11 protein-coding genes are annotated in these 14,351 nt (G+C 65.2%); 9 read left to right on the top strand and 2 right to left on the bottom strand.

Translation table 11 applies throughout. The annotated features are described in order from the left end of the window. Window positions 1-178 precede the first annotated feature (178 nt). The 8 genes from FHG09_RS19550 to FHG09_RS19515 all read left to right on the top strand — a co-directional run bounded on the left by FHG09_RS19550 (window position 179) and on the right by FHG09_RS19515 (window position 10,487). The gene (locus tag FHG09_RS19550) at window positions 179-1,924 is read left to right on the top strand and encodes an ATP-binding cassette domain-containing protein (protein ID WP_152349314.1); all 1,746 of its coding nucleotides are present in this window, start codon (window positions 179-181) and stop codon (window positions 1,922-1,924) included. Window positions 1,925-1,945: 21 nt separating this feature from the next. Then, window positions 1,946-3,133, top strand: a complete 1,188-nt coding sequence (gene dusB / locus FHG09_RS19545; protein ID WP_152349313.1) for a tRNA dihydrouridine synthase DusB — start codon at window positions 1,946-1,948, stop codon at window positions 3,131-3,133. 2 nt (window positions 3,134-3,135) lie between these two features. Then, complete coding sequence (locus FHG09_RS19540) at window positions 3,136-4,443, top strand: deoxyguanosinetriphosphate triphosphohydrolase (RefSeq protein ID WP_152349312.1); 1,308 nt, start codon at window positions 3,136-3,138, stop codon at window positions 4,441-4,443. Window positions 4,444-4,446: 3 nt separating this feature from the next. Next, complete coding sequence (gene dnaG, locus FHG09_RS19535) at window positions 4,447-6,465, top strand: DNA primase (RefSeq protein ID WP_152349311.1); 2,019 nt, start codon at window positions 4,447-4,449, stop codon at window positions 6,463-6,465. A gap of 78 nt (window positions 6,466-6,543) precedes the next feature. Continuing rightward, on the top strand, window positions 6,544-7,188 hold the full coding sequence (locus FHG09_RS19530; protein ID WP_152349310.1) for a TetR/AcrR family transcriptional regulator: 645 nt from the start codon (window positions 6,544-6,546) through the stop codon (window positions 7,186-7,188). 11 nt (window positions 7,189-7,199) lie between these two features. Next, the gene (locus FHG09_RS19525; protein WP_227492897.1) at window positions 7,200-8,996 is read left to right on the top strand and encodes an MDR family MFS transporter; all 1,797 of its coding nucleotides are present in this window, start codon (window positions 7,200-7,202) and stop codon (window positions 8,994-8,996) included. Beyond that, the gene (locus FHG09_RS19520; RefSeq protein WP_152349309.1) at window positions 8,938-9,903 is read left to right on the top strand and encodes a D-2-hydroxyacid dehydrogenase; all 966 of its coding nucleotides are present in this window, start codon (window positions 8,938-8,940) and stop codon (window positions 9,901-9,903) included. The genes FHG09_RS19525 and FHG09_RS19520 overlap by 59 nt, the downstream gene beginning before the upstream one ends. Next, complete coding sequence (locus tag FHG09_RS19515) at window positions 9,900-10,487, top strand: hypothetical protein (protein WP_152349308.1); 588 nt, start codon at window positions 9,900-9,902, stop codon at window positions 10,485-10,487. The genes FHG09_RS19520 and FHG09_RS19515 overlap by 4 nt, the downstream gene beginning before the upstream one ends. A gap of 390 nt (window positions 10,488-10,877) precedes the next feature. Here FHG09_RS19515 and FHG09_RS19510 read toward each other — a convergent pair whose 3' ends face one another. Together FHG09_RS19510 and FHG09_RS19505 are read right to left on the bottom strand one after the other, a co-directional pair. Continuing rightward, entirely contained in the window at window positions 10,878-12,305 is a 1,428-nt protein-coding gene (locus FHG09_RS19510; RefSeq protein ID WP_152349307.1) for a glyceraldehyde-3-phosphate dehydrogenase, read from the bottom strand. A 55-nt stretch (window positions 12,306-12,360) separates the two neighbouring features. Beyond that, the gene (locus FHG09_RS19505) at window positions 12,361-13,398 is read right to left on the bottom strand and encodes a YhjD/YihY/BrkB family envelope integrity protein (protein WP_152349306.1); all 1,038 of its coding nucleotides are present in this window, start codon (window positions 13,396-13,398) and stop codon (window positions 12,361-12,363) included. A 289-nt stretch (window positions 13,399-13,687) separates the two neighbouring features. Between FHG09_RS19505 and FHG09_RS19500 the strand changes: the two genes are divergently transcribed. Next, the gene (locus FHG09_RS19500) at window positions 13,688-14,323 is read left to right on the top strand and encodes a DedA family protein (protein ID WP_152349316.1); all 636 of its coding nucleotides are present in this window, start codon (window positions 13,688-13,690) and stop codon (window positions 14,321-14,323) included. Window positions 14,324-14,351 lie beyond the last annotated feature (28 nt).

Raw genomic sequence — 14,351 nt, 5'->3', positions numbered from 1 at the left:
GCTGGGCCGCCGTCAGGTAGTAAGAAGGGGTGGTCTTGACCGGACGAGCCGCCTCGGCGATCATGGATATGTTCCATTTCCGACGAAGGACGTCTCAGCTGTGAAGTGAATCCTCATGCCGTGATGTGCGGGTGCCACGGGCCCGCAGCGCTTCTGCGTACACGAAATGAGGACCCTCATGTCTACAGCAATCACTGTGTCCGAACTGGACTTCCGACTCGGCGACGATACCGAGATCTTCTCCGGGCTCACCGCCGCCATCCCTGCTGACCTCGTCGGACTGGTCGGTGACAATGGGATCGGCAAATCGACGTTCGCCCGCATCCTCGCCGGTCGTCTGCGCGCCTCGGCGGGAACCGTCACGGGTGCCGACGGCGCCGTCTACATCGATCAGCTGCTGCCGCATTCGACCCAGCGGGTCGACTCCGCCTTGGACATCGCATCCGTCCGACAGTCGCTGCGCCGCGCTCTGGACGGACACGCGACCGGCTCCGATTTCGACCTCATCGGCGATGACTGGGACATCGAGGAGCGTGCCCTGGCGGCTCTGGCCGACCTCGGCCTGCACCTGAGCGCGAGCGACCTCGATCGGAGCCTGAGCAGCTTCTCCGGCGGACAGGCCACGCGCATCGGCCTGGCCCGAGCCGCACTGGTCGGGGACAGCTGGCTGATCCTCGACGAACCGAGCAACAACCTCGACGGGGACGGTCGGGGACTGCTGAGGACTCTGCTCACCGCACGCCGCGGACCCACCCTCGTCATCTCCCACGACCGAGCCCTGCTCACGCATATGAACTCGATCATCGAGATGACCGACCGACTGCGCGTCTACGGCGGGAACTTCGACGAGTACGAAGCCATGGTCGCAGCGGAAGAAGAGGCCAAGCAGCAGAAGGTCACCGACGCGAAGAAGTCCCATTCGATCGAGAAGCGACAGCGCATCGAACTGGAGACGAAACTCGCCCGCAGTGAGCAGAAAGGGGCGAAGGACAAACTGAATAAGCGTCGTCCCCGGATCGCAGCCAACGCTATGGCTCACTTCGCCGAGAAGTCAGCGGCCAAACGACGCGGGGACAAAGCCGCCGACGAAGCCGCCGCCCGGGACGAACTCACCGCCGCCAAGGACGCGCTGCGCCGGACATCGAGCGTCCGCCTCGACCTGCCGGACACCCAGGTCCATGCGACCAAACGGGTCCTCGAGATCTCAACGGCCGCCTCGGCGAGGTCCGAGCGAGCGCAGACGATCGTCGGCCCGGAGAGGATTCGGCTGACCGGACCGAACGGGGCAGGCAAGTCGACTCTGCTGGCGGCGATCCTGGCGGCTGCGGACGGGCGGACGCGACCGAGTGAGAAAGCCGCGAACGCGGCGACAGCGGAGGGTACCTCCGACGCTCCTGCGGCAGCGCCCGGTCCGCCGATCGTCGAACTCTTCGGCGATCTCGACATCACGGTTTCCGTACCGGCGGCTCACCTCGACCAGCAGTACCGACTGCCCGGCGAGCTCACGGTGATGGAGGCGGTGCGATCGGGCAACCCGCGCCTGAGACCGCACCGCGTCCATGAGGTGCTCGCGGCCATGGGGCTGCGCGCCGGACGCACCGACCAGATCTGTCAGACCCTGTCCGGAGGGGAGCGCTTCCGCGTCGCCTTGGCCGCAGGACTGCTGCAGGACCCGGCCCCGCAGCTGCTCATCCTCGACGAACCCGGCAACAACCTCGACCTGTCCTCGCTCGAAGCGCTGGTGACCGCGCTCGAAGGATTCGGCGGTGCGATGGTCATCGTCACCCACGATGATCGGCTCGCCTCCGAACTCTCCGTCGACACCGAATGGGACGTGCGGGAATTTCTGCGCACCGAGGCCGCCCCGATGAACGGAACAGGTGGAGATGCGAGCGGCGAGAAGGGGACGAATGTGCGATTTTGACTTGACTGGGATAATGGTTGCGTGAGTGTCATCAGCCCTGCCCCAGAATCCGCGTCCCCGAAGCCCGAAACCGCTCTGCGCATCGGGCCCATCGAGCTGTCCTCCCCAGTCGTGCTCGCCCCCATGGCCGGGATCACGAACACCGCGTTCCGCCGCCTGTGCCGCGAATACGGGGCGGGACTCTATGTGACCGAAATGGTCACCACCCGGGCCCTGGTCGAGCGCAATCCGAAGACGATGCGCATCATCCACCACGAACCCTATGAGACCCCGCGCTCCGTCCAGCTCTACGGAGTCGACCCGGTGACCATGGGTCAGGCCGTGCGGATGCTCGTCGAGGAGGATCGCGCCGACCACATCGACCTCAACTTCGGCTGCCCCGTCCCCAAGGTCACCCGCAAGGGCGGCGGCTCCGCGCTGCCGTGGAAGCAGGACCTGTTCACATCCATCGTCACGACAGCCGTCACCGAGGCGGCCCGCCGGGACGTGCCGGTGACCGTGAAGATGCGCAAGGGCATCGACGCCGACCACACGACGTTCCTCGACGCCGCCGAGACCGCCCGCAACGCCGGAGTCGCCGCCGTCGCCCTGCACGGGCGCACCGCTGCCGACCTCTACTCGGGGACGGCGGACTGGGACGCGATCGCCCGCCTCAAGGACCACCTCGGCGATACCGTTCCGGTGCTCGGCAACGGTGACATCTTCGCCGCCGAGGATGCCCTGGACATGATGGCCAAGACCGGCTGCGACGGGGTCGTCATCGGTCGCGGCTGTCAGGGCAGGCCGTGGCTGTTCGGCGATCTCGCGAACGCCCTGGGCGGCAGCGACGAACGCCATCGTCCCGGACTCGCCGAGGTGGCTCGGGCCGTGTACAAACACGGCGAATACCTCGTCGACCATTTTGAGGACGAATTCCTCGGCGTGCGTGACCTGCGCAAACACATCGCCTGGTACTTCAAGGGCTACCCGGTCGGGGGAGAGCTGCGCAGCCAGCTGGCCATGGTGTCCTCGCTGGAGGAACTCGCCGGACTGCTCGACCAGCTCGACGATAACGCCCCGTACCCGGGAGAAGCCGCCGAAGGGTCCCGCGGCCGCACCACCCGGCCGAAGAAGCCGCACCTGCCCGAAGGCTGGTTGGATTCCCGCATCTTCGATCCCAGCGGGAAGTCGCTGCTGTCGGAGGCCGAACTCGACATCTCAGGAGGATGAGAATGCCCTTCGACACTCACCCGCACACCTCGGTGCGGACGGGTACCGTGGCGGTCTACTCGCCGTGGGACGAGGAACGGTGGGTGAGCGAACCGGCGAAGAATCCTCGGCGTTCGGCCTTCCAGCGTGACCGCGCCCGCGTTCTCCACTCCTCGGGTCTGCGCCGCCTCGGTGCGAAGACCCAGGTGGTCTCCCCGGGTACGGACGATTTCGTCCGCACCCGCCTCACCCACTCCCTCGAGGTCGCCCAGGTCGGACGCGAGCTCGCCCGCTACCTCGGCTGCGATCCCGACATCGTCGACACCGCCTGCCTGTCCCACGACCTCGGGCACCCGCCCTTCGGCCATCACGGGGAGACGATCCTCGATGCCCTGTGCCGAGACATCGGGGGCTTCGAAGGCAATGCGCAGACCCTGCGCCTGGTCACCCGGATCGAACCGAAGGTCATCGCCGACGACGGCCGCCCGGCCGGTCTCAACCTGTCTCGAGCCAGCCTCGACGCGCTGACGAAGTACCCATGGCCGCGGGTCGAAGCCACGGCGGGTCGCCGCGACTCCGGGGTGCGCAAATTCGGTGTCTACGATGACGACCGAGCCGTCTTCGACTTCTATCGCGACGGCATCGACAACGGCAAGAGGTGCATCGAAGCCCAGGTCATGGACTTGGCCGATGACATCTCCTATTCCGTCCACGACGTCGAGGACGCCATCGTCGCAGGCCACCTCGACCTCGCCGACTTCGTTGCCGAGGACCGACGGGCAGAGCTCTTCGACATCACCCGTCAGTGGTACCTGCCGGAGACCGCGGACGCGGAGATGGATAAGGCACTCGGTCGCCTGCAGGCCGCCGCATACTGGCCCAAGGAGGCCTTCGACGGATCCCGCCGTGCTCAGGCCGGTCTCAAACACATGACCAGTCAGCTCATCGGACGCTTCGTCGGCGCCGCGGAATCCGCGACCCGTGAGGAATTCGGGTGGGAGCCTCTGGCCCGGTACTCGGCCTCGCTCGTCGTGCCCGAGTCGACTATGGTCGAGATCGCCGTGCTCAAGGGCATGGCCACACTCACGGTGATGGTCGCCGAGGATCGGCTGCGGCTCCATGACATCCAGGCCGCCGTCATCAGCGAACTCGCGGAATGGTACTCGGAATCACCGGACAAGCTCGATCCGATGTTCCGCGGCGATCATGCCGAGGCCGCCGATGATTCCGCCCGGCTGCGTGTCATCGTCGACCAGATCGCGTCCCTGACCGACCATTCCGCTTGGGCCCTGTACCACCACCTCAACGCCGGAGCGGAGGATCGGCTCTAGACCATGGCCGGACTCATCAAGCGCGAGGACATCGACGAACTGCGCAGCCGCACGCGTATCGACGAGGTGATCGGAGAATTCGTCACCCTCAAGACCGCGGGAATCGGATCGCTCAAGGGGCTGTGCCCCTTCCACGACGAGAAGACCCCGTCGTTCACGGTGCGCCCGCAGGTCGGGATGTACCACTGCTTCGGCTGCGGTGAGTCCGGAGACGTGTTCACCTTTCTGCAGAAGGTCGAACAGCTCAGCTTCGTCGAGGCCGTCGAGACGCTGGCCGGCAAGGCCGGAATGCACCTGCGCTACGAGGACGGGAAAGGACCCGACCGGGAGCAGGCGAGCCGGAGGCAGCGGCTGCTGGAGATGCACGAGGTCGCGCAGCGCTTCTTCGCACAGGCCCTGGAGTCCGAAGCCGGGCAGATCGGTCGCGAGTTCCTCACCGGGCGCGGCTTCCCGGCCGAATCGAGCCGGGACTTCGGCCTCGGCTTCGCCCCGAAGTCCTGGGACGCACTGACGACGCACCTGCGCAAGGCCGGTTTCACCGATGAGGAGATCCTCGCCGCGGGTCTGGCCAGCGAAGGCGGTCGCGGGATCTACGACCGGTTCCGCGGCCGGGTGATCTGGCCGATCAAGGACATGACGGCCCGGACCATCGGCTTCGGTGCCCGCCGGCTCTATGACGATGACAAGGGGCCGAAGTACCTCAACACTCCGGAGACCGCGCTCTATCACAAGAACCAGGTCCTCTATGGGCTCGACCTGGCGAAGAAGTCGATCGCGAAGACCAAGCGCGTCGTCGTCGTCGAGGGCTACACCGATGTCATGGCCGCCCATCTGGCCGGAGTCGATCAGGCCGTGGCCACCTGCGGTACGGCCTTCGGTGCCGAACACGTGAAGATCATCCGACGTCTCCTCGGCGACGACCCCACCGGGCAGGTGATCTTCACCTTCGACGGTGACGCCGCCGGGCAGAAGGCCGCACTCAAGGCCTTCGAATTCGAGAACCTGTTCACCGCCCAGACCTTCGTGGCCGTCGAACCCGACGGACTCGACCCCTGCGACCTGCGCATGCAGAAGGGCGACGCGGCCCTGCGCGAACTCATCGACGGGTGCAAGCCGCTCTTCGAATTCGTCATCACCACTGCGGTCTCCCGCTTCGACCTCGACACGGTCGAAGGGCGGATCTCTGCGGTGAAGGCCGCCGCCGAGGTGCTCACCGACATCCGCGACCGCAACAGCCTCTCCCACTACTATCGCTTCGTCGCCGGCCGCATCGGCGTCGACATCGACGAGGTGGAGGCCGCCGTTCGCACCGCCGCCCGCCAACCGAAGCAGAACCACCGGGACCAGGCGACCAACCGGCCCGGGTTCCGCGACGGTCCGCCTCCCGCACCTGCGCAGAACTTCCGGGGCGCACCACCGCCTCCGCCCGCAGCACAGGCACCCGCTGAGGCGGCACCGGAGCCGGCCGCCGCCTCGGCGGGGGAGATCTCCGATGAGCGCAGGATCGAATACGTCTACGAAGAACGGCCCGACGTCTCGAACCTCTCGGCCCCGATCAGCCCTGCCCGGCTGAAGACGGAGAAGGGCGTGCTCATGGTCGCCCTCCAGCATCCCGAGGTCGTGAATGCGAAGCTCTTCGACTCGCTGTCCGCGAAGGCCTTCGAGCACCCCGGCTACCGACGGATCCAGGAAGCGGTCAAACAGGCCGGCGGTTTGGGTGCGGCCGGTGCCGTCCAGTCGAAATGGGCCGAACGCGTCCTCGAGGCCAGCGCCGAGGATCTCAAACCCTATGTGGCCCAGCTGCTCGTGACGCCGCTGCCGGTGATCGAGGGAACCGGGATCGACCGGTTCGCCCGCGGAATCGTCGCCCGACTCTTCGACTACGACCTCGAACGCATCGCCAAGGAGCTCCACTCCCGCCTGCAGCGCCAGGACACCGTCGACGGAGCCGGGCAGGCCGCGCTGCTCGGTCAGCTGCAGACTCTCGAGCAGCACCGGGCGCGGCTGAAGATGCTCATGTAGAACACTGCACACAGTGAAATAGTGCACAATTGCATATTTGCAGTTGGTGAAAGTTTGCATGTGGTGCAAAATGTACCTATGCCCGTTGAAGAAACCCTGCGCTCGAAGAAGGCACGGCTGACCCGCAACGCCCTCCATGAGGCGGCGATCACCCGTGTCCTCGAAGACGGCCTGTCCTGCGCGACGGTGGCGACCATCGCCGCTGACGCAGGAGTGTCCACGCGCACCTTCTTCAATTACTTCGAGACGAAAGAGGACGCGATCGTCGGCCTCGGATCCGAGGTCAGCGTCGACGAGGGTCTCGCCTTCGACTACGTCCACAGCCCCGCCGGACTCGACACATTGGCCGAAGACACGGCGCGCTTCGTCCGCGAAGCGCTGCTCATCGGCTCCGTCGATCCCAAACTGCCGGCCCGGCGCCGCCGCCTCTTCGCCCTCTACCCGGAACTCGTGAGCAAGAGCTTCGACCGGGCCGAAGCACTCGAAGAGATCGTCACCGGACATGTGCTCGAGCGGCTGCGCCACCTCGGCCAGGAGTTCTCCTCCGATGAGTCCGCCTGGCGCAGCGCACGCATGCTCACCCAACTCTGCCGCGTCCCGCTGACCCATGCGGGACAGACGATCAAAGCCAATCCCGAGACGGTCGACGACAAGGGCGGGACCAAAGCGATCTTCGAAGACTCCCTGGGCCTGTTCCGCAAGGTACTGGACCGACTGCAATGACGAAAGCTGTGATGAGAAACAACCACGAACCAGATACGAAGACGATGACGGCAACCACCTCGAAGAACTCAGCTGCAACGGGACCCGACGCACAGACCGAGCCGATGGCCACCTCGGCGATCATTCTGCTCTTCGTCGGCCTGATGATCGCGATGTTCATGTTCTCGCTCAACCAGACCGTGCTGGCCACCGCCCTGCCGACCATCGTCGGCGAGCTCGACGGCGTCGACCAGATGCTGTGGGTCTCGACCGCATTCATGCTCGCCTCGACGATCATGATGCCCGTCTACGGCAAGGTCGGTGACCTGTTCGGACGCAAACCCCTGTTCATGTTCGCCATCTGCTGCTTCCTGCTGGGCTCGGTCTTCGCCCTCATCGCGAATGAGATGTCGACGCTGATCGTCGGCCGCGTGCTCCAGGGAATCGGCGGCGGCGGAATGATGATCCTCTCGCAGTCGATCATCGCCTCCGTCGTCCCCGCCCGCGAACGCGGCAAATACATGGGCATCATGGGCTCGGCCTTCGCCGTGTCGTCGGTGGCCGGACCGCTCATCGGCGGCTGGCTGACCGAAGGGCCCGGCTGGCGCTGGGCCTTCGCCATCAACTTCCCGCTGGGCATCATCGCCCTCGTCGCCGCCGCTGTGTTCCTCAAGGTGCCCAAGCACGCGAGGGGCAGCGGACCACGCCCGAAGGTCGACGTCATCGGCATGGCGCTCATCTCCGTCGTCACCTCCAGCATCGTGCTCACCTCCGCCTGGGGCGGACACGACTACGAATGGGGATCCTGGCAGATCAACGGTCTCATTGTCACCGGAATCGTCGCCGCCGTGGCCTTCGTGTTCGTCGAACTCAAGGTCAGCGAACCCGTCATCCCGATGCACCTGTTCACCAACCGCGACTTCCTGCTGTGCACGATCGCCGGTCTCTTCGTCGGCATCGGCATGTTCGGTGTGCTCTCCTATATGCCCACCTACCTGCAGATGGTCCACGGAATCGACGCCACAGTCGCAGGCCTGATGATGGTGCCGATGATGGGCACCATGCTCGTGTCCTCGACCCTGGTCGGGTTCATCGTCTCCCGCACCGGCAAGTACAAGAAGTACCCGCTGACCGGCATCCTCATCATGGCCGCCTCGCTCGTCCTGCTCTCCCAGCTGAAGGCCGAGAGCTCGGCGTGGGAGACCATCGGCTGTCTGGCGCTGCTCGGACTCGGACTGGGCCTGAGCATGCAGACTCTCGTCCTCGTCGTCCAGAACGCCTTCCCGGTGTCCATGGTCGGCACGGCGACGGCATCGAACAACTACTTCCGCCAGGTCGGTGCCACCCTGGGCATGGCCTTCATCGGATCGGTGTTCACCCAACGACTCATGGACAACATCAAGTCCGGAATCACGGAGATCGCGAAGGCGGCCCCGAACGGCCACATGCCGAAGGTCTCCTCGACGGGGCTGACCCCGGAGATCGTGTCGAAGCTGCCGGAGCCGCTGCACTCTCTCATCATCACCTCCTACAACGACGCCCTCGTCCCACTGTTCCTGTGGGTGGCACCGCTGGCCGTGCTCGGCTTCGTCTTCCTCTGCTTCCTGCCCAACACGCCGCTGGCGCAGACGCTGAAGAACGAACCGGCTCAGCGGGAGAGCGTCGACGTCGGAGCAGAGAACGCTGTGGTCACGTCCGCGTCGGTATCCGCCCCCGCCGGGTCCTCATCGGTTAGTGTGGCAGAAAGCCCACTGCTGGAGGAGCCGAGGAATGACGGTACTGACCATACTCAACTCGCCCGGGACCGAGATCCCCGAACTGATCACTGATCTGGGGGAGCGGGACGGGATCGAACTGCGCATCGCCGAGGCGGAGACCCTGGCCCAGGCGCTGCCCGGCACCGATGTGCTGCTGATGTGGGATTTCTTCTCCACAGCACTCAAGGATGCCTATGGCAGCGCCGACCGTCTGGACTGGGTCCACGCCGCCGCGGCGGGCGTCGATTCGCTGCTCTTCGATGAGCTCGTCGACTCGCCGGTGACGGTGACGAACGCACGGGGGACCTTCGACCGCCCGATCGCCGAGTTCGTCCTGAGCTACATCCTCATGCACGCGAAGAACTCGATCGGTTCGCTTTCCGACCAGGCCGAGGGGAAGTGGAACCGCCGGTCGACCCGCGACATCGCCGGCACCAAGGCTCTCATCGTCGGCACCGGAGCGATCGGCCGGGAGATCGCCCGGCTGCTGGGGGCAGTCGACATCGAGGTCACCGGTGCCGGGTCCCACGCCCGCGGCGGCGACGCGGACTTCGGTGAGGTCATCGACTCCGCCACTCTGCCCGAGCACGTGGCCGGATTCGACTGGGTCATCGACATCGCACCGCTGACGGAGAAGACGGAGAGGCTCATCGGCGCCGAGGTGTTCGCCGCCATGGACGACACCGCCGTATTCATCAACGTCGGACGGGGAGACACCGTCGACACCGATGCCCTCGTCGCCGCGCTGCGGGAGGGGCAGATCGCCGGGGCCGGACTCGACGTCTTCGACGAGGAGCCGCTGCCCGCCGGGCATCCCCTGTGGACGATGGACGATGTCATCATCACCCCGCATATGAGCGGAGACACCGACGGTTGGAGAATGCGTCTGGCCGAGCAGTTCCACCGCCTGTTCGAACAGTATCTGGCCGGAGAGCAGTTCCCGCACACCGTGGACAAGAGACTCGGGTACGTGCGGTGAGCCAGGCCGACGATCCCGCGGCTCAGCGGGCGTTCCTCGCCAGGGTGGTCGCCGAACTCATCGCGGTTCGCCGCGCCCGTCTGCTGAGCATGCTGGCGCTGGCGCTGGCGATGCTCGTCGCCGGACTCGGTGCCGCCGTCCAAGCCCAAGGCGATCACATCGATGCGGTGCTGCTTTTCTCGGCGTTCAGCCTCATCATGGTCGGCATCGTCTGCGCACTGGGCGCGATCATCGCCTGGACGCGGATCAACCGGGATGTCCTCGACTCGATCGCGGCGACCCGCCCGTCCCGCGCCAAGGCACCGCGCACCCGAAATGCGGGAATCGCGGTGGCCGCAGGCTTCGCGGTGATCGGGATCCTGTTCGCAGTGCTGCTGTGGGCCCAGACTCCGATCCTGGCGGTGGGCGTCATGATCGCCTGCCTGCTGCTGGCGTGCCTCGGACCCATCTGGGCGAATGAGCTGGCCAACGCCGACGACCGGCTCGCTGTCATCCTCGACAGCGACGATGAGCTCGCAGAGCGCTTCGCAGCCTTCACCCCGATCTGGCTGCACGAAGCCATGGAGTCCGACAACGCGGAGTGATCAATTCTGCCCGTTGCTGGCAAACCATCCCGAAACCTGCAAAACCTCCCGTTCCTGCGGGAGGTTTTGTCGTCAGCGAGGCGTTGTGGCGCGCCAGAGGTGGGGTATGGCGCTATATGTCTGGGATGGCGGCGGAGGCGGGATGCGACGCTATGGGGGACGCTATGGGGGTGGGACGACGCTGCCGGTTGGTTGTGACGCTTGTGGTGTGGTGAGGATTCGCCTACGGAAACTGCACACTTTCGGGGCACCTACGGAAACGGCCCACTCTCGGCTGAATAGCCCAAGTTTGGAACTGGGCTGCTCAGCCGAAAGTGGGCCGAAACGCAAATGTCCTTCAGCGTCTCACCGGGGAATCATCTCAGGATTCGGTGAGCCGCCTCGGCGGTATCAGGGGAAGGCCGGAACGTCGACGTCGGCCATCTTCGCCACACAGCGCACGACCTGGCAGGAGTAGCCGAACTCGTTGTCGTACCAGACGTAGACGACGACGCGGTCCTCATCGACGATCGTGGCCAGACCGTCGACGACACCGGCGCGCTTGGAGCCGACGAGGTCGGTGGACACGAGTTCGGGGGAGGTGACGTAGTCGACCTGGTTGCGCAGCGGCGAATGCATCGACACTTCGCGCAGGAAAGTGTTGAGCTCGTCGACGGTGGTGGCGTTCTCGAGGTTGAGGTTGAGGATCGCCATCGACACGTTCGGGGTGGGCACGCGGATCGCATTGCCCGAGAGCTTCCCGGCCAGCTCCGGCAGAGCCTTGGCGACGGCCTTGGCGGCACCGGTCTCGGTGAGGACCATGTTCAGTCCGGCAGCGCGGCCGCGGCGGGAGCCCTTGTGGAAGTTGTCGATGAGGTTCTGGTCGTTGGTGAACGAGTGGACCGTCTCGACATGGCCGTTGCGGACACCGAACTTGTCGTTGATGGCCTTGAGCACCGGGGTGATCGCATTCGTCGTGCAAGATGCGGCCGAGACGACCGTGTCGGTGTCGAGGATCGCGTCGTCGTTGACTCCGAAGACGATGTTCTTGACATCGCCCTTGCCGGGAGCCGTGAGCAGGACCTTCGAGGCACCGGGGCAGGCGAGGTGCTTGGACAGGCCCTCGTCGTCACGCCACTTGCCGGTGTTGTCGACGATGACTGCGTCGTCGATGCCATAGGCGGTGTAGTCGACCTCCGAAGGGTCATTCGAGTAGATGACCTGGATGAGGGTGCCGTTGGCCTGGATGGTGCTGTTCTCTTCGTCGACGACGATGCTGCCTTCGAAGGCACCATGCACAGAATCGCGGCGCAGCAGGGAGGCACGCTTGACGATGTCGTTGTCGCCATTGCGGCGCACGACGATCGCGCGCAGGCGCATACCGGTTCCCCCGGCACGGTCGATGAGGATGCGGGCTAGCAGGCGACCGATGCGACCGAAGCCGTAGAGGACGACGTCGCGGACCTCGCCCTTGCCGGACTGCGACTGAACGACCTCGGCGAGTTCGGCGGCGAGGAAGGCATCGACATCGTCGGTCGGATCATCGAGCTTCTCGATGAGGCGGCCCAGATCGATGCGAGCCGGTGCCAGGTCGAGTCCTGACAGCGCCTTGACGATCCGGTGGGTGATCTGGATGTCGAGCTCCTCGCCGAGGAAGTGGCGAGCGTAGCGGTGGGCCTTGATCATGCCGGTCACCGACTTGTTCAGAAGCGACCGTCCGAACAGAGTCAGCAGCACGTCGTTCTCACGGTACAGGCGTCCGACTAGCGGAATGAGTTCTTCGGCGGCGGTCTGCTTCTTCGCCCAATCGTCCAGGCGAGCAGTCGTGGCGTCAGTCAAAGGTCGTGTCCCCTCGGTCAGTTATAACGGATGCGCCAACAGTCTACCGTCTCGACTATTCGCGATCGGACCGGTGTTCCTCGAAACGCTTGAAGCCCAGAAGGGTGAGTGCCACGATTCCGGCACCGGTGATGAGTGCGCCCAGGCTCTGCGCCTGCACCTTGGGTTCGACGAACCGGTAGTCCGGCTCCTCTTCCTTCAGCTTCGGCGGGTTGGCGGTGCCGATCCACGCGGCGATGAACAGGATGATGCGGGCGAAGACGTTGAGCGTGAGCATGATCGCGATGATCGATCCGAACACGCCGGCGGCCTTGTTTCCCGAGAAGAGGTTGACGAGCACGGTGGAGAAGTTGATGAGGATGAGGAACGCGGTCGCGCCGATGAGGGAGCCGCGGTTCTTCGCCTGTCTGTCCACCGGCTTCTCCGGCAGCATCGTGAACAGGAACCAGAAGATCAGCCAGGCGGCGGCGAACGTGAGCAGCAGCGGAACGATGAAGAGCAGACTCCCGGCGAATCCGGAGAGACCGAGGAGGTCAGCGATCATCGACCGCAGACCGGTGCCGACGACCGTGAGTGCCACGGCCAGCAGGAGGCCGATGATGAGGCCGATGAGCGTGACGACGTTGTTGATGACCTTGCTGACGAAGGACTTCTCCGGGACGGCATCGTCGAAGTCGTCGTGCAGCTGTGCCCGCACCGCGGAGCCGAGGTTGCCGATGAACCCCTGACCCGTGTAGAGGCCGGTGAGAATACCGATGATTCCCACTGCCTGCCACTGCAGCAGGTAGCTCTCGAGCTGCTCCGTCAGCGAGTCGTTGCCCGCCGTGAAGGTCTCGATCTGCTCGGTCACCTCGGGGAGGAGCTCGGGACGCGCGATGTCGAGGACGAAGCCGATGGACGCGAGGGCGACCATGGCGATAGGCATGACCGCGAGTACCAGGAAGTAGGTGATGGCGGCACCGAACTGATTGCCCAGACGCTGACCGAAACGCTGGACCGCGCGCATGAGATGGGCTGGTCCAGGTCTGTTGACGGCATTGTGTCCGACCTCAGCGACGGTGTTGCGCGAGGCCAGTACTTTGGCAGGTGCCACGTGTGCTCCTTCGATGCGTATCCGCAAGGTGCGTTCGTCTTCCGGTCCGAGGTGTTCGTTTCCACACTAGCCTCTGTGAGCGCACTGTGAGCGACAGGCCGCGCCCTTATCTACACTTTTGACCATGCCGATCACCGATTCGTTCGCCTCCGCCGCCGGTTTCACACCCGCCGCAGCCGGCAGCCTCTCCAGCGGCGCACCTGCAGGCGCAGTCTCCGACGACGTGCTCGCAGCCGGCGGCAGCGCGGCGGACAGCCTCAGCGGGTTCTCGGCATGGACCGTGACGATCATGGAGACTCTGGGCCCGATCGGCGTCGGATTCATGGTATTCCTCGACAACATCTTCCCGCCCATCCCCAGCGAACTCGTCCTCCCCTTGGCCGGCTTTACCTCCAGCCAGGGGCAGATGAACATCGCGGCCGCGATCGTCTTCGCCACGATCGGCTCGGTCGTCGGCGCGGTTCTGCTGTGGGCTGTGGGCAAATGGATCGGCATCGAACGCATCGCCCGCATCGCCGTGAAGATGCCGCTGGTCGACGTCGATGACGTGCACAAGACCGTCGACTGGTTCGACAGGCACGGGGACAAGGCCGTGTTCTTCGGGCGGATGATCCCGATCTTCCGGTCCCTCATCTCCATCCCAGCCGGGATGCGGGACATGCGACTGGCCAAGTTCCTGCTGCTGACCACGGCCGGCAGCACGATCTGGAACACGATCCTCATCGTCGCCGGTTTCGCCCTCGGTGAGAACTGGTCGGTCGTCGAGACGTACGCCGGCTACTTCCAGAACCTCGTCATCGTCGCAGTCGTCGTCTTCGTCATCGTGTGGATCGTGCTCAAGGTCCGCAAACAGCGACGGAAGAAGGCCGCCGGGCTCGATACGACCGAAGACGACCATATCGAGCCCGGACAGTTCGATTCCTGAGGCCCAGGTCTCAGCTCACCCAGGAATC

The sequence above is a fragment of the Brevibacterium sp. CFH 10365 genome (assembly GCF_009299785.1).
GTDB classification, from domain to species: Bacteria; Actinomycetota; Actinomycetes; order Actinomycetales; family Brevibacteriaceae; genus Brevibacterium; species Brevibacterium limosum.
This window is presented reverse-complemented; position numbering and strand designations above follow the sequence as displayed.

Bases quoted from the DNA above. Each gene is read 5' to 3' on its own strand.
- FHG09_RS19550 (WP_152349314.1), top strand. From the start codon at position 179: ATGTCTACAGCAATCACTGTGTCCGAACTGGACTTCCGACTCGGCGAC.
- FHG09_RS19540 (WP_152349312.1), top strand. From the start codon at position 3,136: ATGCCCTTCGACACTCACCCGCACACCTCGGTGCGGACGGGTACCGTG.
- dnaG (WP_152349311.1), top strand. From the start codon at position 4,447: ATGGCCGGACTCATCAAGCGCGAGGACATCGACGAACTGCGCAGCCGC.
- FHG09_RS19530 (WP_152349310.1), top strand. From the start codon at position 6,544: ATGCCCGTTGAAGAAACCCTGCGCTCGAAGAAGGCACGGCTGACCCGC.
- FHG09_RS19525 (WP_227492897.1), top strand. From the start codon at position 7,200: ATGAGAAACAACCACGAACCAGATACGAAGACGATGACGGCAACCACC.
- FHG09_RS19520 (WP_152349309.1), top strand. From the start codon at position 8,938: ATGACGGTACTGACCATACTCAACTCGCCCGGGACCGAGATCCCCGAA.
- FHG09_RS19500 (WP_152349316.1), top strand. From the start codon at position 13,688: ATGGAGACTCTGGGCCCGATCGGCGTCGGATTCATGGTATTCCTCGAC.